Here is a 21,090-nt window from a genome sequence, read left to right as displayed (position 1 = left end):
CGGGAGGGCGTCGTCGAGCCCATGTCCACCAGCTCCGGCATGAAGATGGCTTTCAAGCTGCTCCTCGCGCTGCTCGGCGCGGGGAGCTGCCTGTGCTGCTGTGGCCTGGGGATGATGGGCCAATTGGCGGACATGAACGTGCGCTCGAACGTGCCTGTCCCGCCCGTGGGCGAGGGCGCGGTGGAGCTGGGCACCGTGCTGATTCCCGCCGACACGTCGCTGTCGCGCGCGCGCACGTATGACTGGAACGCGGAGAGCATCCATCCTCCGGGGAACCGGCTGACGTACGGCCTGGGCGACACGCTGGACGCGTGGCTGGAGGACCAGCACAAGGTCTTCGGGCGCAGGCTTCGCTACCGCTCCCTCGGCGGTGAGCGCTTCACGTATCAGCCGCCGCGCGGCTGCTCGGCCGACATGCGGTGCATCTACGAAGAGCTGATCCGCAGCAACGAGGGGCCGGTGAAGGCGCTGGGCGAGCGCTTCGTTACGTCCGTGCGCGAGCGGAACCTGGACTCCGCGCAGGCCGCGCAGCTCATCCTCAACTTCGTGCAGCGCATCCAGTACGAGCTGCCCCTGGACGAACCCTTCGGCATCATCCCCCCCGCGCTGGTCCCCGCGCGCAACAAGGGCGACTGCGACTCCAAGGCGGTGCTCGCGGTGATGCTGCTGCGGCAGGTGGGCATCGACGCGGTGATTCTCTACTCGGACCCGCTGGCCCACGCGGCGGTGGGCGTGGGCCTGCCGGGCACGGGCACCCGCATGCGTCACGGTGGGCGCACCTACCAGTACGCGGAAGTCACGGCCGAGGGCTGGCCGGTGGGCATGATTCCGCCCAAGTACGACAAGCCCCGGCTGTGGCGGGTGATGGCGCTGGAGTCCAACACCTCCGGCTAGCGCGCCTCCACGGGGGGCGCGGCGAGCACCTCGCGCAGATACCGCTCGTACGCCTCCTTCATCGGAAGCTCCGAGTCCACCCCGAGCCGGCGGCGCGTCGTCAGGTGGCGTGAGCCATCGCGAGGGTCCACGCCTTCCTTCGTGTAGTGCTCCCAGCGGATGGCCGAGCCCCGGCGCTGCCAGAGCGCCAGCTCGTTGAAGTTGATGCCCCGCTGGAAGAGCAGCTCGTGCTTGAAGGACACCGGGCGCCCGTCCAGCTCTCGCGTGGCCTGCGCCGCGCTCAGCCCCTCCTTGCGCAGCGTCCAGTAGCACCAGCCGTGCAGCGAACACCGCGTGCCGTCCGCCTGGCGCCACGCGAAGTAGTCCAGCACCGAGCGCTCATCCGCGCCCAGCCACACGCGCCCGTCGAACACGGCCGGAACGTCCAGCGCGTGCGTGAAGGTGGCGCTCGCGAGGCTCGCGGACAGCGACACCAACTTCTCCACCTCGCGGTCGTACAGCGACCAGTCCGGCCGGAAGAGGACGGAGATTTCGTCGCTCTGCGTGTACGCGTACGCGCCCTGGAACTCCTCCAGCAACGCGCTGGCCGTGCGGACCATCAGCCGGTGGAAGAGCGGGTCGAAGGGCTTCTCGAAGCGCTCCTGCGTGAAGCGGGAGAAACCACGTCCATCCACGCGCACCACCGCCCACGCTCCAGGCAGGAGGCGCAAGTCGTGGAACATCTCGCCTCGTCGCATCCGCTGGGCCAGCTCATCCGGGTCCCACATCTCGCTCCTCCTTCCAGTCCTCGACGATGAAGCCGCCGTCGGCGGCCCACTTCACGTGGGACAGCGAATCGAAACCTTCCTCGATGCTTGGCCGCCGCAGGCACTTCACCGTGGCGTACAGCGCCACCTCCGGCACCCTGGCACGGCCCTCTCGCTTCGCGTTCCGTGCCAGGCAGTCCGCGAGCCGCGACTCGAAATAGACGCCGAGAACACGCGCACCCTGCTCGTGCCCCAGGGCGATGAGCGGCGCGCGCTGCTCCAACGTGGGGTGCGTATTGTCCACCACGACGGAGCGCCCCGCGCTCAGCGCCTCGACGACGAGCCTGCGCTGCCGGGCCTCCTTGCGCCGCGCATGCGGCCACAGGTCCTTGCTCACCAGCACGTGCGTATCCGCGAAGCGGCGCTGGAAGAAGCGGCTCTTGCCGGAGGCCTGTAACCCGATGAAGAGGATGAGTTCCATGATGGAGCCCCTCCCGACGCGACGCCCGAGCCTCGGCTGACGCTCGGCACGCGGGCTCCGGTGAGGGCGACCTCCGAGAGCACGGCACCTCTAGCGCGCACGTCTACCCGACGCTCCGCGCGCTGTGTGGCTTTGCACAGCCCACACGCCCGCCACCCCGATTGTGTTGATTCGGTGCGATTATCCGGATTAACAATTAAGTCTCGAATTACACAAATTCAAGAGCTGTCGTAATCCGCCGCTCGGACTGGAGCAGCAGGCGGCGGGAGCAGCACGAAGCGCAACCCGAACAGGAGACACCGAATGGAAACCCCCTTCTCGTCGTATGCGGGACGCTGGCGTCGGCTCTCTGTCATGGCCCTGGGCTGGGGCCTCCTCGCACCGCTGCCGGTGCTCGCGGCGTCGAAGCAGCCGTCACGCGCGGGAGTCGAGCGCGGCGCGGCGCTTCCCGCGCGCATCGTCGACACGCTGGCTGCGAGCGCGGCGCGGCCCGCCACGGGCCTCGCGGCCTCGGTGAGCGGACGTCACGCGCTCGTCACGGGAACAGGCCGCGTCTTCCACCGCACGGACAACACCATCCATGCGCTGAGGACGCTGGCGGTCCCCAAGACGCAGTTGCAGTTGCACGTCTGGGAGGAGGAAGGCGCGGACGGACAGCGCCAGGACTTCTTCGCCTACAGTCGGGGCGGCACGGAGCTGGTGGGCCGCGCGCAGCCCACGACGTACCAGGTCCGCCTGGAGCATGCGCGCTTCGACCCGCTGCGCGAGGCGGTGCCGCTGGTGGCGGGCCTGCTGGCCGCGGACGCGGAGAACACGCTGTCGCTCGTGCAGCTCCAGGCGACGCCATTGCCGGAGCTGCGTGAGGCCCTGGAGCGAGAGGGCGGCAAGGTGCTGCGCTTCCTCACGGACCACACGTTCCTGGTGGAGATGAGCGCGGACACCCGCAAGCGCGTGACGGAGCTGCCCTTCGTGCGCTGGGTGGGGCCGTACCATCCCGAGTACCGCGTGGAAGGCGTGCTGCGCGATGCCCTGACGGGGCGCGCGGCGCGACTGGAGCCGCAGCGCTACTCCATCATGGTGGGTGAGCGCGGCGCGATGCGGCAGGGAGAAGTCGCGGAAGCGGTGCGCAAGCTGGGCGGCACGGTGGAGCTCATCGAGGCGGGAGGCCTGCGCCTGGAGGCCACGCTCACCCAGCCCCAGCTCGAGCGGCTGGTCCGCTCCAACGCGGTGCAATACATCGACCGCTGGGGTGGGCCTGGTGAAGTGGACATGAACAACGTGCGCGAGGTGGGCGGCGCCAACTACCTGGAGACGAACGAGGGTTGGAGGGGCCAGGGTGTGCGCGGGCAAATCTTCGACACCGAGTTGCGAACGACGCACCAGGAGTGGGCCACTCCCCCCCTCATCCACAGCACGTCCAGCGCCGGCAGCGCGCACGGGACGAGCTGCTACAGCATCAACTTCGCCAGGGGCGTGGACGGCACCGTGCGCGGCCTGTTGCCCGACGGCCAGGGCATCTTCTTCCTCTACAGCCAGTCCACCCAGTTCGGCGGCACCAAGTCCCGCTACGACATCAACCGCGAGCTGACGGACCCGGCGGGCCCGTACCGCGCCGTGTTCCAGACGTCGAGCGTGGGCAGCACGCTGGGCACCGCGTACACCACCATCTCCGCCGAGGTGGATGACTACCTGTTCAAGCACCCCATCCTGAGCACGCAGTCGCAGAGCAACTCCGGCACGCGCAACTCGAGGCCCCAGGCGTGGGCGAAGAACATCGTCTCCGTGGGCGGCTTCTACCACTACGACAACGCCAACCCCGGGGATGACCGGTGGAACGGCGGCGCCAGTATCGGCCCGGCGGCCGACGGCCGCATCAAGCCGGACCTCTCGTTCTTCTATGACGCGGTCCGCGCGGCCAACAACTCGAGCAACACGTCGTACTACAACTTCAGTGGCACCAGCGCGGCCACGCCGCAGACGGCGGGCCACTTCGGCCTCATGTTCCAGATGTGGCATGAGGGCGTGTGGGCCGGCTTCGGTGGCGGAACGGACGTCTTCGCCAGCCGCCCGAAGATGGCCACCGCCAAGGCGCTGATGATCAACCAGGCGAACCGCTACGAGTGGCCGCTGGGTGGCACCAACGGCGACCTGACGCGCGTGCGCCAGGGTTGGGGCCACGCGGACCTGGAGCGTCTGCACACGCGCGCCGCGCAGACGAGCATCATCAACGAGACGGACAACCTCCTGCCCCTGGGCATCAACACCTACTCGGTCGCCGTGCCCCAGGGTGAGAAGGAGTTCAACGTCACCCTCGTCTACACGGACCCGGCGGGCACCGTGGGCGCCGCGCAGGCACGCATCAATGACCTGTCGGTGCGCGTGACGTCGCCGTCGGGCGTCATCTACTGGGGCAACAACGGGCTGTCCGCGGGCAACGTCTCCACGCCCGGCGGCGTGTCCAACACGGTGGACACCGTGGAGAACGTCTTCGTCCGTGAGCCCGAGGAGGGCACCTGGACGGTGGAAGTGCTGGGCGACCAGATTGTCCAGGACACGAACCTGTCGACGCGCGCCATCGACGCCTTGTACGCGCTCGTGGTGAGCGGCGGCCTCATCCAGCCGTAGTCGTCCCCCGACGTCGGGCGGGCCGGTGTTCCCTCGCGGGGCACCGGCCCGCCCACCGCGCGACACGGGGCCATCCGAGACACTGGCCGTCGTCGCGCCCGGGTGGCATGACAGGGCCCCATGGCCCGTGACGTCTCCTTCTTCGACCAGCTCGGCTCACTGCTCGCCCGCGAGCGCGAGGCCGAGAAAGCCCGCCTGGCCACCCTCGCCGAGGGCCTGTCCCTCCATGAGCGCGAGGAGCAGGGCCTGTCCGTCCTGGACCTGGAGACCGTCGAGGAGGAGGTCGGCCTGGGTGGCCGCGTCCTGCTCACGCTGGCCCGGGCCGACCGCGCGCGACTGCCCTCCCGGCTCCACAACGGCGATCTCGTGGCCGTGTTCCCCCGCCGAGCCGAGGTGAGCGAGCCCGCCAAGGCCCTCATCTCACGCGCCAGCGCCACGCGCCTCCAGCTCGCCTTCGACCGCTCGCCTCCGCCGTATGTCCACGAGGGCCTGCTGCGACTGGACGTCGTCCCCAACGACATCACCTACGAGCGGATGCGCAACGGCCTCCAGCGCGTGAAGGCGATGGACAAGGGCCTGGAGCGCCGCAAGCGCGAGGTCCTCCTGGGCAACGAGCCCCCGCGCGGCGACACGCCCCGCCCCTTCGAGGCCGGCCGGCCCCTCAACCCGGAGCAACTGGACGCGGTGGGCCGCGCGCTCGCCGCCGAGGACTTCTTCCTGGTTCACGGCCCGCCGGGCACCGGCAAGTCCACCGTGCTAGCGGAGGTCGCCGCGCAAGCCGTGGCCCGGGGCCAGCGCCTCCTGTGCACCGCCGCCAGCAACGCCGCCGTGGACCACCTCTTGGACCTGTGCCTCGCCCAGGGCCTGCGAGCGATTCGCGTGGGCCACCCCGCCCGCGTCGCCGCCCGGCTCCAGGAACACACGCTGGACATCGTCGTGGAGGAGCACCCAGACCGCATCATCTCCAGGGACCTCTTCGACGAGGCGTTCTCCCTGCTGGGCTACGCGCGGCGCCAGCGCACCCAGGGCCGCAGCCGCGAGCGCTTCTCCAACGCGCGCTCGTCCACGACGGAGGCCAAGGCGATGCTCGACGAGGCCCGCACGCTGGAGCGCAAGGCGGTGCGCTCCGTGCTGGCCAACGCGGACGTCGTCTGCGTCACGCTCGCGAGCCTCGAGTCGAGCGTACTCTCCGGCGAGAAGTTCGACCTGGCGCTGCTCGACGAGGCCACCCAGGCCACCGAGCCGCTCGCGCTCCTGGGCTTCCTGCGCGCGCCCATCGTCATCCTCGCCGGAGACCCGCAGCAGCTGCCCCCCACCGTGCTCTCCCAGGAGGCCGCCCGCGCGGGCCTCGCGGTGAGCCTCTTCGAGCGGCTGCTCGCGGACCACGGCGACGGCGTCAAGCGCATGCTGCGCGAGCAGTACCGGATGAACACGCGCATCATGGACTTCCCCTCCCGCGAGATGTACGGCGGCGAGCTGCGCGCCCACCCCTCCGTCGCGGACCGCACGCTCGCGGACGTCCTGCCTCCCGACACGCAACTGGACGCCCCGCCCGTCCTCTTCCTCGACACCGCGGGCAAGGGCTTCGATGAAGAGGTGGAGCCCACCACCCGCAGCCTCTTCAACACGGGCGAGGCGGACCTGGTGGAGGCTCGCGCCCGCGCGCTGCTCGCGGCCGGCCTGTCCCAACGGGAGCTCGCGGTGATTACCCCCTACAGCGCCCAGGCCCACCGCCTGCGCGAGCGGCTGGAGTCCTTCGCCCCCGACGTCGAGGTGGACACGGTGGACGCGTTCCAGGGCCGGGAGAAGGACGCCATCCTCGTCTCCCTCACCCGCTCCAACAGCGAGGGACAGGTGGGCTTCCTCAACGACTTGCGCCGGATGAACGTCGCCCTCACCCGCGCCCGCCGACACCTCTTCGTCGTGGGCGACTCCGCCACCCTCAGCGCGCATCCCTTCTACGCACGCTTTATCGAAGGGACTCAAACGACCGAGGGCTACCGCTCCGCCTGGGAGTGGCCGGACGCCCTCTGAAACATCCAATCCCTCTCAGTGATACAGGTCTCGCCTGACCCAGCCCTGGGGTACTACGCAAGGACTGTCAGGGTCATGATCCAAAATTTGTCGCCTGGGCGAACCAAATTTGTCACCTGACCCTCTCCATGCGGGGTGCAGTGCCCGGATATCGAGCATTTGGCTCCAAACCCGCTGTCGGGCACGAGACGTGCTTGTGCCCCAGGGTGGGGAGGAACCGCCACATGTCTCAGCGGCCGAATGTCACGAAGGAAAACGACGTCTGGGTACTCCGTATCGAGAAGGAGAACGGGAGGGTCCAGGAGTATCGCTGTGCGACGGAGAATCAGGCGCGGCAGCTCGCGCTGGTGATGTCCAAGCCCGATACCGGGGCGCCGCCACGGCCTCCCTCGCCGCCGCGCTAGAGACAGGACACGCGCTGGGGTAAGCCACGGGGAGGAGCCGCCCGTGTCCACCTCGCTCGAATCCCGCTTCGTCGACGCCCAGGGTCTGCGCCTTCACGTGCGCTGGCGCCCGGGCGCCGACACAGCGCCCGCCGTGCTGTTCCTCCACGGCTGGCTGGACCACTCCCACAGCTTCGATGGCGTCATCGAGCATGTGCCCGCCCATTGGCGACTGGCGCTGCTCGACTTCCGGGGCATGGGACAGAGCGCGCACGCGCCGCCCGAGGCCCACTACCAGTCCGGTGACCACCTCCTGGACATGGAGGCCGCACTGGATGGGCTGGGGCTGGGCAAGGCGCACCTGGTGGGCCACTCGCTGGGCGGCATCGTCGCGCTGACGTACGCGGCCGTGCGGCCGGAGCGGGTGCTCGGCCTGTCGCTCATCGAAAGCATGGGTCCCACCGGCGGCCCGCCCGAAGTCGCGGTGGCGCGGCTGCGAGGTTTCATGAATGACTCGCGCCGGCCCCCGAATCGCAAGCGCTACCCGGATGTGGCGTCCGCGGCCGCTCGCCTGCGCGAGAACAACCCCTCCTTGCCGGAGGCCGCCGCCTTGCATCTGGCCGAGCACGGCACCGAGCCGTACGAAGGGGGGGTGGCCTTCACGTTCGATTCACGACACCGTCGCCGCTTCGCGCAAGGGTACGACGAAGCACAGTGGCTCGCGCTCCAGGCCGCGCTCACCTGCCCGGTGCAGCTCATCCGGGGCCAGGAGGGCCTGTGGCCCGACGCTCCGAAGTTGGATCGCCGGGTTCTGGCCCTGCGCACCCTCGTGGCGCCCCCTCAAATGATTCCGGGGGGACATCACGTGCATATGGAGCAGCCCGCCGAAGTCGCCCGCGCACTGGCCGACTTCATCCGCTGAAGAGGCCCGCACCGGTCAGAACCCCTGGAAAACTCTTTCACCTTCCAGGGTAACTCCGTTCCCTCCACGGCCCTCTCCGGCGACTGCGCATCTCAACCCCTTGAATTCAGGACACCACCCTAGGTCCCACGGGTTGGTATGCGAATTGGAGAGGGGGAAGTCGGCGGATCACGCACCGGACCCAGACGGGTGCGTGTGGGGAGAAGGGTGAGGAGCGGACAATGGGGATGGGGTTGAGGGGGCGAGTCCTCGCGTTGGCGGTGCTCGTCGCCACCGGACTGGTCGGCTGCCACGAGGGTGATGAGACCCGCGCGGTGCATGCGACAGCGGTGGTGGACATGGACGTGCTCGACTTCGGGGAGGTGCCGGTGGGCGAGTGGCGGGAGCGCGAGGTGCGCATCCGCAATGTCGGCTATGTGCCCTTCTTCGCCATCGAGGCACTGGCCATTGTCGGCAACCCCTCTTACGAGGTGGAGCTGGCGGAAGGTGGCGGCCGGGTGATGCCGGGCGAATCCCATCTGGTGCGCGTGCGCTTCCATCCGCTCGGCGAGGGCGTGACGGAAGAGACGGTGTACGTCTCCACCGACGCCAACCAGGGCGCGCAGGCGCAAGTGCGCGTCACGGGCCTGGGCACGCCCACGCAAATCATCATCGACCCGCCGGTGCTCGACTACGAGACGCTGGAGGTGGACAGCGAGCGCAACCTGGAGGTCACCATCACCAACCCGGTGGACCTGCCGCTGACGCTGGCGGTGCGCGGCGACTGGCCGGACCCCTTCACGCCGGACACCATCACCATTCCTCCCCTGTCCTCGCGCAAGGTGAGCACGCAGTACCTGCCGCGTGCGCTGGGCGCCATGGACGCGCGACTGGAGGTGCGCTCGTGCGAGACGTGTACCGCGTCGGTGGTGGACCTCAAGGGCCACTCGGTGGCCACGGCCTTCGTGTTCGACCCGGCGCCGGTGCCGTTCGACTTGATTCCGGTGCATGAGCGCACGCAGTCCTTCACGCGGGCGCGCAACATCACCTGGCGGCCAGTGACCATCGCCCAGCTCGTCACCAGCGACCACGCCTTCGTGCCGCTCTCCAAGCCGGAGGGCTCCACGGTGGCGCCGGGCGAGGTGGTGGAGCTGAAGATGGAGTTCGCCGCGCGCTTCTCCGGCCCCAACGTGGGCGACCTCAAGGTGCACTACGCCTCCGACAAGCCTCGGCGGTCGGAGGTCATCCTGGATGCGCGAGGCGGCCGTCCCACCCTGGCGGTGACGCCGGTGGCGCTGGACTTCGGAGAGCTGCCGGTGGGCGGCAAGGTGGAGCGGGTCATCCGCATCTCCAACGCGGGCACCAACGGCTCGCTGCGCTTCGTGGGCGTGACGGCGGATGGCGCCAGCACCCAGTTCAGCGTGGACGTGCCCACGCGCGGCACGCAGCGCTATCCGTGGACGGCGGGCGCGTGGCCCGCGTTCGAATCCGGCGGTCTGGAAATCGCGCCGGGCAACGACGCGCTGGAGCTGAAGGTCTACTTCGAGCCGACGTCGGAAGGCAGCTTCCAGGCGCGGCTGCGCGTGCGCTCCGACGACGTGTTCAACCCGGAGCGAGAGGTCATCCTGACGGGTCGGGCGCGCACCAGCGGACCGTGCGTGTACGAGCTGCGGCCCCAGCCGGTGATGGACTTTGGCAACGTGGTGCCGGGCCGAGGCGCGGTGCTGGGCTTCTACTTCCGCAACCCGGGCCGCGCGGAGTGCGCGGTGAAGGACGTGCATCTCTCCAACGACGCGAATGGCGCCTTCTTCATGCCGGGCGGCAAGCTCACCGGTGGCGTCGTGCTCTACGACACGGCCTTCAGCGCCATGGTGGCCTTCCGGCCCTCGGCCGAGGGTGAGTACACGGGCGAACTGAAGCTGACGGTGAACAACCCGGCGGCGCCCACCGTGACATTGCCCCTCAAGGGCGTGTCGAAGGCGAGCTGCCTCGTCGCCACGCCCGCCTACGTGGACTTCGGCCCCATCCGCTACGACTGCGCCGCGGCGCCGCGCAAGACGTACATCGCCAACCGGTGCAGCGAGCCTGTCACCGTCACGGGCGCCGACATCGGCAATGGCACCAGCACCCAGTTCTCCCTGCTGACGCCCATCACCCAGCCGCGCACGCTGCTGGCGGGCGAGGGCTTCGAGCTGGAGGTGGACTACGCGCGCAACGTGCTGGGTCAGCACTACACGCCCATGTACCTGCGCGCCGCGAACGAGGCCGCGCCCTTCCTGGTGCCGCTGATTGGCGAGACGAACCACGAGGGCATCCAGGTGGACCGCTACACGCAGGGCACCGACAGCCAGCTCGACGTGCTCTTCGTGGTCTCCAACACGACGACCATGGACCCGTACCAGGAGCGCCTGAAGTCGGCGATTCCCGGCTGGCTGGACTACGCGCGGCAGCAGAACGTGGACGTGCGCGTGGGTGTCACCAGCACGGGCCTCGTGCAGCGCGGGCCACAGTGTGGGGGTGGCGCCAACGGCGGCGAGGCGGGCCGGTTGTTCCCGGTGGACGGCAACCGCGCGCGGGTGCTCTCCAGCAACAGCCCCAACGCGGCGGCGGGGCTCCAGTCCAACATCGACGTGGGCCTGTGCCACAACCTGGTGCAGGGCCTGGAGACGATGCGCCAGGCGCTCTCCGCGCCCCTGTCCGAGCAGACGGACGACCCGCGCACCGCGCAGCCCAACGACGGCAACTGGGGCTTCACGCGGCCAGCGGCGAGAATGGCGGTGGTGGTGCTGGCGGACGAGGACGACAACTCGGGCTTCGTGCCGGACAGCTACATCCAGTTCCTCCAGACGTTGAAGGGCACGGGCATGTCACACCGCAGCCAGCTCTACGCGCTGGTGCCCACCGACAGCCGCTGCACCACGGCGGGCAGTGACGCGGACCGCTTCGTGGCGGTGGCGCGTGGCACGGGCGGACGGGCGGAGTCCATCTGCGAGGGCGACTACCGCCCCCTGCTGGACTCGGTCATCCAGCGCGCGGGGGACCTGCAGGCGGACTTCCCGCTGACGGCGGAGCCCGCGGGAGCCGCGGAGATGACAGTGCGCGTGCAGGGCCAGTCGGTGCCGGAGGCCCAGTGGTCGTATGACGAGGATGCGAACGCCATCGTCTTCGGAGGCGCGGCGGTGCCGAGGCCCGGACAGACGGTGGAGGTGCGCTACCGCAGCGTGTGCAAGGTACCGCCCGCCGCTCCCTGAGGTATGGCGCCCCGCATCCGTCTGGATGCGGGGCGCTGTCGTCGCGGGGAAATGACGCGGCGCGGGCTTCCGCACGTGGCCCCGGCACGGCTATCCTGGCGCGGACGTGGAGACATTCGGCCGCTACGAGCTGTTGCGGAAAATCGCCATCGGCGGGATGGGCGCCGTCTATCTCGCGCGGCAGAAGGGGCCGGTGGGCTTCCAGAAGCTGCTGGTGGTGAAGCGGCTGTTGCCCCACCTGTCCGAGGACGACGAGTTCATCGAGATGTTCCTCGACGAGGGGCGCATCGCCGCGCACCTCAACCACCCGAACATCGCCCAGATTTACGACTTGGGTGACGTGGACGGGCAGTACTTCATCGCCATGGAGTACGTGCATGGCGAAGCGGTGGGGCCCCTGGGACTCAGGGCCCAGCAGCGCAAGCTGTCGATTCCGCTGGCCCTTAAGTGCCGCATCATCGCGGACGCGGCGGCGGGGTTGGATGCGGCGCACAACGCGCGCAGCCCGTCGGGCCGCAAGCTGGCGTTGATCCACCGGGACGTGTCTCCGCAGAACGTGCTCGTCGGCTACAACGGCGGCGTCAAGATCATCGACTTCGGGGTGGCGAAGGCGTCCGGGAAGTTCTCCCAGACGGTGGTCGGCACCATCAAGGGCAAGCACGCGTACATGTCCCCGGAGCAGGCGCGGGGCGAGCCGCTGGACCATCGCTCCGACATCTTCGGGCTGGGGACGGTGTTCTACGAGCTGTTGACGCACCAGCGGCTGTTCAAGCGCGACACGGAGATCGCCACGCTCAAGGCGGTGGTGGGGACGAAGATTGTTCCCCCGTCGGAGCTGTCGTCGGACATCCCCAAGGAGCTGGACGCGATTGTGCTCAAGGCGCTGGCGCGCAAGCGCGACGAGCGCTTCGCGTCGGCCGGTGAGGTCCAGCTCGCGTTGGATGAGTTCCTCGTGCAGCACAAACTGCACGCGACGCCGGCGCACCTCGCGGCCTTCATGCAGGACACGTATTCGGAGGAGCTGGAGGAGGAGCGGCTCGCCGCCGAGCCCACCGTCATCCACTACGACCCGCGCATCGCCGCACGGCAGCAGGCCGCGGCGGCGGCAGCGGCGGCGGGTGACACGGGCAACCATGCGCAGAAGGCCGCGCCGCGTGCGGCGCAAGTGCCTCCGCGCAAGCCGGGGAGCTCATCGCCCTCCGCGCCGGCCTTGCCGTCGAAGCCTCAGGGGAGCGTGTCCTCGTCGTCGACCTCGCCCATGGGGCCTCGACGCGCGGGGGCGGTTTCCTCGACGACCGCCGCGCCTGTTCCGCGAAGCCAGGGCACCAGTGGCGGCTCGCCGGCTCCGGTTGCTCCGGCCAGGGGCGGCACGGGCTCCGGCAAGGCGCCCTCGCCTCCTCCCGGCCGAACGGGTTCCGCGCCCAAGCGCGTGCCGACCCGCCCAGACCCTCAGGGTGAGCCTGAAGACTCGTAGCCAGCGGCGGGTGAGTCCGGGCCCGGGGTGAACGCCGGACCCGTCTGAGACACCCACTTGCTTCGACCCATCGGGACACGGGAAGCCCGTGCCCGAGGGTTCCACTCACCCGCTCAGCGGTTCTTGCCGTCGAACTGCATCGTCTTCACGTCGCCCAGGTCGACTCCGTCCAGGCAACGCACGTTGATGGCCGCCATCTCCGAGCCGTCCGGGCCCACGCCGCGCGCGAAGGAGCGCACGCCACACTTCGAGCAGAAGACGTGGTGGATGACCTTCTTGTTGAACTGGTAGTCCGTGAGGGCCGCCTCCCCGGAGCGCAGCGTGAACTGCGCAATCGGGGTGAAGCTCAGCATGGAGCCCGTCTTCTGACAGATGGAACAGTTACACGTCACCGCGGGCTGGGAGAGGTCCAGCTTCACCTCGTACCGAACCTGCCCACAGTGACAGCCGCCTTCGTAGCTCTTGAGGTCGCTCATGCGCGGCATCCTGCACCGCCTCCCCGGAGCCACCCACGCGAAATCGCGCGCCGCGCCGCGCCAAACGCGAGCCGCGAAACGACTCCTTCACGTGCCGTGCGGCCGTCCGTGAAACGGCCTGCTACAGGCTCGCGAGCGCCACGCGGTACAGCGCGCGGTAGCCCATGCGCGGCGCGGGCTCGAAGCGCTCCGCGTTGAAGATGTCCTTCAACAGCGACACCCCGTCCGGCGAGGACTGCAAGGCCAGGAGCGACGACTCCAGCGCCGTCACCAGCTGCGGCTGAAGCCCCATGGCCACCGGCACCCCGTCATTGGGCGCCTCGTCCGTGTAGGCGATGAGCTCGAAGCGGCGCCCCGCGCCCGCCCCCAGCACATCCTCCACGCCCGTGCCGTACGTCAGCCCCGTGGAAGACGGCGGGCAGAAGACGCTCGTCACGTCCGCCTTGCCGTCCAGCACCGACTCCAGCGCGCCCCGGTAGGAGCCCGTGAAGTGCTGCGCGAAGAAGGCCCGCGCGGGCTCCAAACCCTGCGCCTTCAGGTAGGCCGTGGGCAGCAGGTAGCCCGCCACCGAATCCCGGTCCACCCACGCCGCCGTGGTGCCCTTGAGGCGCTCCACCGTCAGCCCCGCCCCCGCCCGGCACACCAGCGCTGAACGGTAGGAGGACATGCCCCGGCGCACCCCGCGCACCACCACCCGCACCCCCATGGCCTCCATCCGCGCGCACACGAACGGAGGCGCCCAGGCCGCGTCCGCGCGCCCGGAGAGCAAATCCTTGGCGAGCGTCTCGTAGCTGGACGCGACGCTCACCTCCACCAGCTTGCCCAGCGCCCTCTGGAGAAAGGCCGCCAGCCGGTCCGCGCGCTCTCGCGCCGTCTCGTTGCCCAGGGACGGCGGCAGACCGAAACGGAAGGAGTGCCTGGAGGTGGAAGGGACTTGAAGGGTCATTCTGCCCCCTGATTACCCCTCCCTGCCCAGTCGCGCCACTTCGTCGTCAGCAAGACCGAACGTCGCCTGGAGCATGTCCAGGATGCGCTGCTCCGGCAGACTGGGCTCGCCCCCCGCGTGGGCGATTTTCGTGGCCAGCCGGAACGCCTTCACCCGCTGGGTGTGCGTCGTCAGGCCGTGCGCCAGGACGTGGAGTCGCTGGGGCAGCCCCTCGGCGGACAGCGCCGCCACCGACTCGCTCACGAAGTTCTGCGCGCGCTCCGGGCTGACGTTCTCGAAGAGGGGGTCCGCCGCGAAGCTCTCCACCAGCGCCCGGGCCTCGGCCTCCTTCAGCCGCCCGTCCGCCGCGCTCACCAGCACCATGACCTCCGCGTACAGCCGCTCCAGCGGCTCTCCCAGGGCCTCCGCCAGGCTGCCGCCGTTCTCGATGACGTCGATGATCTGGGCGACCTCGTCCTCGGAGATGCCCAGCGCGGCCTGGAACGTCTTGAGCAGCCCCAGCTCCGTGCGAGTCGCCCGCTGGTCCGCCAGCGCCACCGCCGCCGCCAGGCCGAAGGCCAGCATCCGGTTCTTGTGGTCCGGAAGCCTGCGCCTGAGCGACGCGAGCACGTCCTCCAGGTTGCGCGCTTCGGACAGCCGCGCGGCGCTGGTCTCCACCAGCGCGTTGAGCTCCTCGGGACGCGTGCCCTCGAACTCCGGCCGCTCCAGCACGCGGCTGAGCAACGTCTGCATCTCCCGCTGAGACACACGGCCGTCGGCCATCGCCGCCAGCAACATCGCCTCCACCAGCGCGGCGTTACGTTCCTTGCGCGCGCTCACTGCCTGCTCTCGAGCCATGGACTGGCTCCCCCTTGCGTGTCCTGCGTGTCTTGAGTGGGCGCCGCCGCGACTTCCGCCTCGCTCGCGTTCAGCGGGTCGGGGTTGAGCGCCCGGTCCAGCAGGTGCGACGGCCGCACGTTGGCCATCGCGTTGAGAAGGCTCTGCCGGACGTTGGGAATCTCCTTGCCCAGGTCCTCCACCAGCCGCTGCATCCGCTTGCGCTGGAGGTTCTCCTGCGTGCCGCACAAATCGCAGGGGATGATGGGGAAGGCCTTCAGCTCCGCGAACTTCGCGATGTCCTTCTCCGGCGCGTAGCACAGCGGCCGGATGACCACGTTGCGCCCATCATCGCTCTTGAGCAAGGGCGGCATCGCCTTGATGGAGCCGGCGAAGAACATGTTGAGCAACAGCGTGTGGATGAGGTCGTCGCGGTGGTGGCCCAGGGCAATCTTGGTGCAGCCCAGCTCCACCGCCGCCGTGTAGAGGATGCCCCGCCGCATGCGCGAGCAGACCGAGCACTGCGTCTTGCCGGGGGGCGTCTTCTCCAGGACGATGCTGTACGTGTCCTCCTTGAGGAGCTTGTACGCGTAGCCCTCGCGCTGGAAGTACTCCTCCAGGATGTGCCCCGGAAAACCGGGATGTCCCTGGTCCAGGTTCACCGCGAGCAGGTCGAACTTCACCGGCGCGCGGCGCTGCAGCTCCCTGAGCAGGTAGAGCATGGTGTAGGAGTCCTTGCCTCCGGACACACCCACCATGATGCGGTCCCCGTCCTCGATGAGGCGGTGGTCCGCGATGGCCCGGCCCATGTGGCCAAGCAGACTCTTTTCCAGGCGCTGGACGTCATTCATCGGCGTGGCCATCCTAGCGGCGGCCCGGGAAAAAACACGTCATTCAGGCGGTCCGGTCCGCTAGCCTGCTCAGCTCGATGCCTACCTACCCGCAGGGTGACGTGGACGTGGTGGATTCCGCCGGGGCCCAGAGCGCCCTCCAGAAGCTGGAGGCGGCCCGCGAGCTGGCCGTGGACCTGGAGGCCGACTCCATGCACGCCTTCCGCGCCCGGCTGTGCTTCCTCCAGGTCGCCACCGACGACGATGTCTTCCTCTTCGACACGCTCCAGCCCGGCGTGGAGGCCCGGCTGCTCGCCCCGCTGCTGGCCGACCCGGAACGCACCAAGTACTTCCATGCCGCCCAGGGCGACCTGCAGTTCCTGGCCGAGGGCGGGGTGCGGGTGCGGGGCCTGTTCGACACGCACCGCGCCGCCACCCTGCTGGGCTGGCCCAAGGTGGGACTGGCGGACGTGGCCCGGGAGAAGCTGGGCGTGGAGCTGCCGAAGGAGCATCAGCAGTCCGACTTCTCGCTGCGCCCCCTGCCCCCGGGCATGCACACCTACATCGCCAACGACGTGCGCTACCTGTGCGAGCTGGGCCGGCAGGTGCGCGAGTCATGCCGCGAGGCGGGCATCCTGGAAGAAGTGGTGCTGGACTGCGACCGGCTCTGTGACGAGGCCGTGGCCCGGCCCGACGTGGGCGCGGACTTCAAGCCCAAGCTGCCGCGCTCCGGGCTGTCCCCCACGCAGCTGACGCTGGCGAACGCGATTGCCCATGCGCTGCACCGCAAGCGGCTGGAGTGGGCGGAGCAGGAGAACGTCCCCATGGGGCGCATGCTCTCCAACATGGCGCTGGCGGATATCGCCACGCGGCTGCCCTCCACGCCCAAGGACCTGGCGCGCGCGGCGGGCGTGCGAGGCGCCTTCGTGCGCGCCCATGGCGACGAGGTGCTCGCCATCGTCCGCGCGCAGTTGGAGAAGTCGCGCAATGGAGAGCTGCCCCAGGAGCGCGAGAACAAGGGCCCCAAGGACACCAACCGCCGCAAGCGCGAGGACGCGCTCAAGGCGTTCCGCGTGGAGAAGGCCACCGAGCGCAAGGTGACGCCCAGCGTGGTGCTCACCAACCCGCTGATGGACGCGCTGCTCGCGCAGCCGCCCCGGAACCTGGAGGAGCTCGGCCAGGTGCCCTACTTCGGTGACAAGCGGCTGCAGTTGTACGGCCCCGCCCTCATCGAGCTGCTGGCCGCCTTCCCCGTCGTCGGCTGAGGGCCCCACCGCGCCACCGCGTCACATCTGACACCGCGTCTAAGCGCTACCGTCGCGGCGGAGGCGGTGATGGAATGACCTCCGTCACGAGTCGCCCTTGGTCTGGCGGACGGAGCTTCCCGATGCGGTTCGGACACCCTGGCGCGGTCATCGCCCTGTTGCTGGCGCTCCTCCTCGCGGGCTGCACGGGCGGCGCCCGTGAAGCCGCGGCGCTGACGCCCCCACCCATGCCTCGCCCGCGCGTCGTGCCTCCGCCCGTGGAAGACGCCCGCGTCCTCACGCCGCCGGGCCTGCGGCTGGACTGGCACGCGCGGCCCACGCGGCAGGCGGTGACGCTGGAGCTGGACCCTCGCCAGGAGACCTTCCGAGGCACCGTGGACGTGGAGCTGTCGCTGTCCGAGCCCACGCGCGCGCTGTGGCTCCACGCCTCGGAGCTGACCGTGAGCCAGAGCCACTTCCGCGTAGGGGACACGCGGGTGTCCGCGGAGGCGCTGCCCGTCGGGGAGGACCTGCTCGCCTTCATCCCGCGCGAGCCGCTCCAGCCCGGCCCCGTCACGCTGCACGTCGAGTACACGGGCCGCGCGTACGACAAGGAAGACAGCGGCGTCTTCCGCGAGCAGGACAACGGCCACTGGTACGCAATGACGCAGTTCCAGCCGCTGTACGCGCGGCGCGCGTTTCCCTGCTTCGATGAACCCGCGTTCAAGATTCCCTGGGTCCTGACGTTGCGCGTGCGCACGGAGGACTCCGCCTTCGCCAACACGCCCGTGCGCGCCGAGGAGGCGGGGACGGACGGCTGGAAGACGGTGCGCTTCCAGACAACGCCGCCGTTGCCCACGTACCTGGTGGCCTTCGCGGTGGGCCCCTTCGAGGCGGTGGACGCGGGGCGGGCCGGACAGAACGGCGTGCCGGTGCGCATCGTGGTGCCCAAGGGCCGCGCGGCCGAGACGACCTGGGCCGCGTCCGTCACCCCGCCCCTGCTCGCGGAGCTGGAGACGTGGTTCGGCACGCCCTACCCCTACCCGAAGCTGGACGTGCTCGCGGTGCCGGGGCTTCTGGGGGGCGCGATGGAACATCCGGGCCTCGTCACCTTCGGCGCGCCGCTGGTGCTCGCGGAGCCGGGCAAGGACACCGTGTGGCGCCAGCGCGGCTTCGCGGAGACGCAGGCACATGAGCTCGCGCACCAGTGGTTCGGCAACCTCGTCACCCCCGCGTGGTGGGACGACCTGTGGCTCAACGAGTCCTTCGCGGACTGGCTCGCCTTCAAGGTGGTGAAGCGCTGGCGTCCGGAGTGGCGTGGAGACATCCGCCGCGTGGAGGCCCGAGGCCACGCCATGCGCGAGGACTGGCTCGTCACCGCGCGCAGCATCCGCCAGCCCATCGAAGCGCCCGGTGATATCCACAGCGCCTTCGACGGCATCACCTACGGCAAGGGCGCCGCCGTGCTCGCCATGTTCGAGTCCTGGGTGGGAGCCGACACATTCCAGCGCGGCGTTCGCCACTACCTGCAGGCCCACGCGCGCGGCACCGCCACCACCGAGGACTTCTTCCAGGCGCTGTCACTCGCGGCCGGGCGGGACGTCGCGCCCGTGTTCTCGTCGTTCCTGGACCAGCCCGGTGTGCCGCTCGTGGCGATGACGCTCCAGTGTCCCAAGGAGGGAGCGCCGCGCCTCGCGCTGGAGCAGCGGCGCTACCTGCCGCTCGGGGCCCGGGACGCGGCGGGCTCACGGCCCTGGCAGGTGCCGCTGTGCGTGCGCTACGCCGTCGGCGCGAAGGAAGGCCGCGTCTGCACGGTGCTCACCGAGCCCACGGGCACACTGGAGCTGACCGAGGCGAAGGGGTGTCCCGACTGGGTCCACCCGAACGCGGACGCGCGCGGCTACTACCATGCGCTGCTGCGCGGAGACGGGCTGGAGCGCCTCACGCGCCAGGGAGGAAGGCAGCTCACCATCCCCGAGCGACTGGTGTTGATGGCGGACGCGCAGGCGCTGCTCTCCAGTGGCGAGCTGGACGTCAGCCAGGCGCTCACGCTGGTGGCTCGGCTGGGCGAAGGGGGTTCGGACCTGGTGAACAGCGCGGCGGGCGTGGTGGGCAGCGTGCACACGGACCTGGTTCCGGATGCACTCCGTCCGCACCGGGCGCGCTTCGTGCGCGGACTCTTCGGAAGCCGCGCGCGTTCGGTGGGCTTCGTCTCCCGTCCCGGCGAGAGCGAGGACCTGCGACTGATGCGCCCCACCCTGATGTGGATGGCGGCCACCGAGGGCGAAGACCCGAAGCTGCGCGCGGAGGCTCGCCGCCTCACGCTGCGCTGGCTTGAGGACCGGACCGCGCTGCCACCCGAGGACGCCGCCACGGTGCTTCAGTCCGCCGCGGTGGCGGGAGACGCCGCCCTGCACCAACGCCTGCGAGACGCCGCGCGCGCCGCCGCCACGGAGCAGGAGCGCGGATTGCTCTTCGGTGCCCTGGGCAGCTTTCGCGATGCGGCGCTGGCGCGCGCCAGCCTGGAGCTGCTGCTGGACGCGAAGGTGGACACGCGCGAGGCGCTGGCCATCCTCTTCGGACAGCTCTCGGAGGCGCACACGCGCGAGGTGGCGTTCGGCTTCCTGCGCGAGCACTTCGACACCCTGCGCGAGCGACTGCCCAGGGACCTCTCCACGTGGCTGCTCTCGGGTGGCGGCTTCTTCTGCGACGCCGAGCACCGTGAAGAGGTGGCGCGCTTCTTCGGTCCGCGCGCGCGAGACTTCGAGGGCGGCGAGCGTGCGCTGGCACAGTCCCTGGAGCGCGTGGACCAGTGCATCGCCCAGCGCGAGGCCCTGCGGCCCGGGCTGACGCGCTTCCTCGCGCGCTACTGAGTCACCGCTTGCGCGCGAGCATCATCCCGTCGCGCACCGTCAGCAGCACGGGCTCCACGCGCGCATCCGCGACGACCTTCGCGTTGAAGTCCACCACCGCGTGGTCCTGCGCGGACTCGGGACTCAGCACGCGCCCGGACCACAACACGTTGTCCGCGACGAGCAGCCCTCCGGGACGCACCAGCGGCACCACCGCGTCCCAGTACGCGCTGTAGCCCCCCTTGTCCGCGTCGATGAAGACCAGGTCGAACGGACCCCGCAACGTCTTCAGGGTTTCCAGGGCAGGCCCGAGCCGGAGCTGGATTTTCCGGCCATGCGGACTGCGCGCGAAGAAGGAGCGGGCAATCTCAGCTGTCTCCGGGTTGATGTCACAGGTGATGAGCTCTCCGTCGTCGGAAAGCCCCTCCGCCATCATCAACGCCGAGTATCCCGTGAAGGTCCCGATTTCCAGGACGCGCCTCGCACTCGTGAGCGAGACGAGCATTCTCAGGAAGGCGCCTTCGACGGGTCCGACCTGCATACCCGGAGAGGACGTGCGTGCGTGGGTGATGTCCTTGAGTTCCTCGAAGAGTGGCGCGGGTGCCGCGGTGTGCGCGCGGGCGTACTCTTCGATTTCGTCAGGGACGAGCGTGAGCTTGGGCATGGTGACCGTTTAACATCGGGCATCTCATGCCTCACTTCCAGTTGCCCCCCTGCTCGGCGTGCATACCCTGGTTAGCGGTTCGGAGGTGCGAGCGATGACTGGAGCGAGACTGGGCGGTGCTCGCGCGGACGTGTCGCGCTGCATTGATGCGAGCCTCCAGTGCCAGGCGGCCTGCGAAGCAGGCATGGCGCGGATGGTGGCGCAGGGACAGACGCTGAGCAGCGCCTCGGTGCGCGTGCTGCGGCAGTGCGCGGAGCTGTGCGAGCTCAACGTGCGCGCGCTGCGCAAGGAGAGCCGGCTGGCGCGGCGCACCACCAGCCTGTGCTTCGAGCTGAGCAGCCTCGTCGCGCGCACGGCATGGTTGGACGCGGATGATCCAGGTTCATACACGCTCGCGAAGGACGCGCTGCGGCTGGCCCGTTCGTGCCATCCGCTCCTGTTCTCGTTCTGAGTCCGCGCGTCGTGTGACGGCG

The 21,090-nt window shown here is 69.8% G+C and carries 17 protein-coding genes; 10 read left to right on the top strand and 7 right to left on the bottom strand.

From position 1 onward, the window contains the following. Positions 1 to 21 precede the first annotated feature (21 nt). Complete coding sequence (locus HUA76_RS34380) at positions 22 to 894, top strand: transglutaminase-like domain-containing protein (protein ID WP_254614665.1); 873 nt, start codon at positions 22 to 24, stop codon at positions 892 to 894. Here HUA76_RS34380 and HUA76_RS34375 read toward each other — a convergent pair. Continuing rightward, positions 891 to 1,661 carry a tRNA(His) guanylyltransferase Thg1 family protein gene (locus HUA76_RS34375; protein WP_174463212.1) on the bottom strand — a complete coding sequence of 257 codons (771 nt, stop codon included), beginning with the start codon at positions 1,659 to 1,661 and terminating at the stop codon, positions 891 to 893. The two genes, HUA76_RS34380 and HUA76_RS34375, sit on opposite strands and share 4 nt — an antisense overlap. Continuing rightward, positions 1,645 to 2,121 carry an ATP-binding protein gene (locus HUA76_RS34370; protein ID WP_174463211.1) on the bottom strand — a complete coding sequence of 159 codons (477 nt, stop codon included), beginning with the start codon at positions 2,119 to 2,121 and terminating at the stop codon, positions 1,645 to 1,647. Before HUA76_RS34370 ends, HUA76_RS34375 begins: the two co-directional genes overlap by 17 nt. A 303-nt stretch (positions 2,122 to 2,424) precedes the next feature. Between HUA76_RS34370 and HUA76_RS34365 the strand changes: the two genes are divergently transcribed. From HUA76_RS34365 to HUA76_RS34340, 6 genes are all read left to right on the top strand, one after another. Then, positions 2,425 to 4,746: a S8 family serine peptidase gene (locus HUA76_RS34365; protein ID WP_174463210.1), complete on the top strand. Its 2,322-nt coding sequence runs from the start codon at positions 2,425 to 2,427 to the stop codon at positions 4,744 to 4,746. Between the two features lie 120 nt (positions 4,747 to 4,866). After that, positions 4,867 to 6,780, top strand: a complete 1,914-nt coding sequence (locus HUA76_RS34360) for an AAA domain-containing protein (protein ID WP_174463209.1) — start codon at positions 4,867 to 4,869, stop codon at positions 6,778 to 6,780. Between the two features lie 224 nt (positions 6,781 to 7,004). Beyond that, on the top strand, positions 7,005 to 7,184 hold the full coding sequence (locus HUA76_RS34355) for a hypothetical protein (protein ID WP_141647550.1): 180 nt from the start codon (positions 7,005 to 7,007) through the stop codon (positions 7,182 to 7,184). A gap of 43 nt (positions 7,185 to 7,227) precedes the next feature. Further along, entirely contained in the window at positions 7,228 to 8,085 is an 858-nt protein-coding gene (locus HUA76_RS34350) for an alpha/beta fold hydrolase (protein WP_174463208.1), read from the top strand. Between the two features lie 221 nt (positions 8,086 to 8,306). Next, the gene (locus HUA76_RS34345; RefSeq protein WP_174463207.1) at positions 8,307 to 11,315 is read left to right on the top strand and encodes a choice-of-anchor D domain-containing protein; all 3,009 of its coding nucleotides are present in this window, start codon (positions 8,307 to 8,309) and stop codon (positions 11,313 to 11,315) included. A gap of 106 nt (positions 11,316 to 11,421) precedes the next feature. Further along, the gene (locus HUA76_RS34340) at positions 11,422 to 12,789 is read left to right on the top strand and encodes a serine/threonine protein kinase (protein WP_371745503.1); all 1,368 of its coding nucleotides are present in this window, start codon (positions 11,422 to 11,424) and stop codon (positions 12,787 to 12,789) included. A gap of 113 nt (positions 12,790 to 12,902) precedes the next feature. Here HUA76_RS34340 and HUA76_RS34335 read toward each other — a convergent pair whose 3' ends face one another. From HUA76_RS34335 to ttcA, 4 genes are all read right to left on the bottom strand, one after another. Then, a complete protein-coding gene (locus HUA76_RS34335) occupies positions 12,903 to 13,265 on the bottom strand; it encodes a GFA family protein (RefSeq protein ID WP_174457571.1) in 363 nt (120 codons plus the stop codon). Positions 13,266 to 13,386: 121 nt separating this feature from the next. Further along, a complete protein-coding gene (locus HUA76_RS34330; RefSeq protein ID WP_174457572.1) occupies positions 13,387 to 14,211 on the bottom strand; it encodes a phosphate/phosphite/phosphonate ABC transporter substrate-binding protein in 825 nt (274 codons plus the stop codon). Between the two features lie 12 nt (positions 14,212 to 14,223). Continuing rightward, complete coding sequence (locus HUA76_RS34325; protein WP_141645938.1) at positions 14,224 to 15,048, bottom strand: TerB family tellurite resistance protein; 825 nt, start codon at positions 15,046 to 15,048, stop codon at positions 14,224 to 14,226. Continuing rightward, on the bottom strand, positions 15,027 to 15,890 hold the full coding sequence (gene ttcA / locus HUA76_RS34320; protein ID WP_174457573.1) for a tRNA 2-thiocytidine(32) synthetase TtcA: 864 nt from the start codon (positions 15,888 to 15,890) through the stop codon (positions 15,027 to 15,029). Before ttcA ends, HUA76_RS34325 begins: the two co-directional genes overlap by 22 nt. A gap of 65 nt (positions 15,891 to 15,955) precedes the next feature. On the opposite strand from ttcA, the gene HUA76_RS34315 reads away from it, so the two are divergent. Beyond that, on the top strand, positions 15,956 to 17,122 hold the full coding sequence (locus HUA76_RS34315) for a ribonuclease D (protein WP_141645940.1): 1,167 nt from the start codon (positions 15,956 to 15,958) through the stop codon (positions 17,120 to 17,122). Positions 17,123 to 17,244: 122 nt separating this feature from the next. Continuing rightward, the gene (locus tag HUA76_RS34310; RefSeq protein ID WP_174463206.1) at positions 17,245 to 19,974 is read left to right on the top strand and encodes a M1 family metallopeptidase; all 2,730 of its coding nucleotides are present in this window, start codon (positions 17,245 to 17,247) and stop codon (positions 19,972 to 19,974) included. A 1-nt stretch (position 19,975) separates the two neighbouring features. Here the strand turns inward: HUA76_RS34310 and HUA76_RS34305 are convergent, their stop codons facing one another. Further along, positions 19,976 to 20,617, bottom strand: a complete 642-nt coding sequence (locus tag HUA76_RS34305; protein WP_174457575.1) for a class I SAM-dependent methyltransferase — start codon at positions 20,615 to 20,617, stop codon at positions 19,976 to 19,978. Positions 20,618 to 20,711: 94 nt separating this feature from the next. Here HUA76_RS34305 and HUA76_RS34300 point away from each other — a divergent pair, with 94 nt between their 5' ends. Beyond that, positions 20,712 to 21,068, top strand: a complete 357-nt coding sequence (locus tag HUA76_RS34300) for a hypothetical protein (protein ID WP_141645943.1) — start codon at positions 20,712 to 20,714, stop codon at positions 21,066 to 21,068. Positions 21,069 to 21,090 lie beyond the last annotated feature (22 nt).

Origin of the sequence: Myxococcus sp. CA056 (assembly GCF_013336715.1) — a bacterium.
GTDB classification, from domain to species: Bacteria; Myxococcota; Myxococcia; order Myxococcales; family Myxococcaceae; genus Myxococcus; species Myxococcus llanfairpwllgwyngyllgogerychwyrndrobwllllantysiliogogogochensis.
Note: the sequence above shows the minus strand (reverse complement) of the source record. Positions and strands in the feature narration are given on the sequence as shown.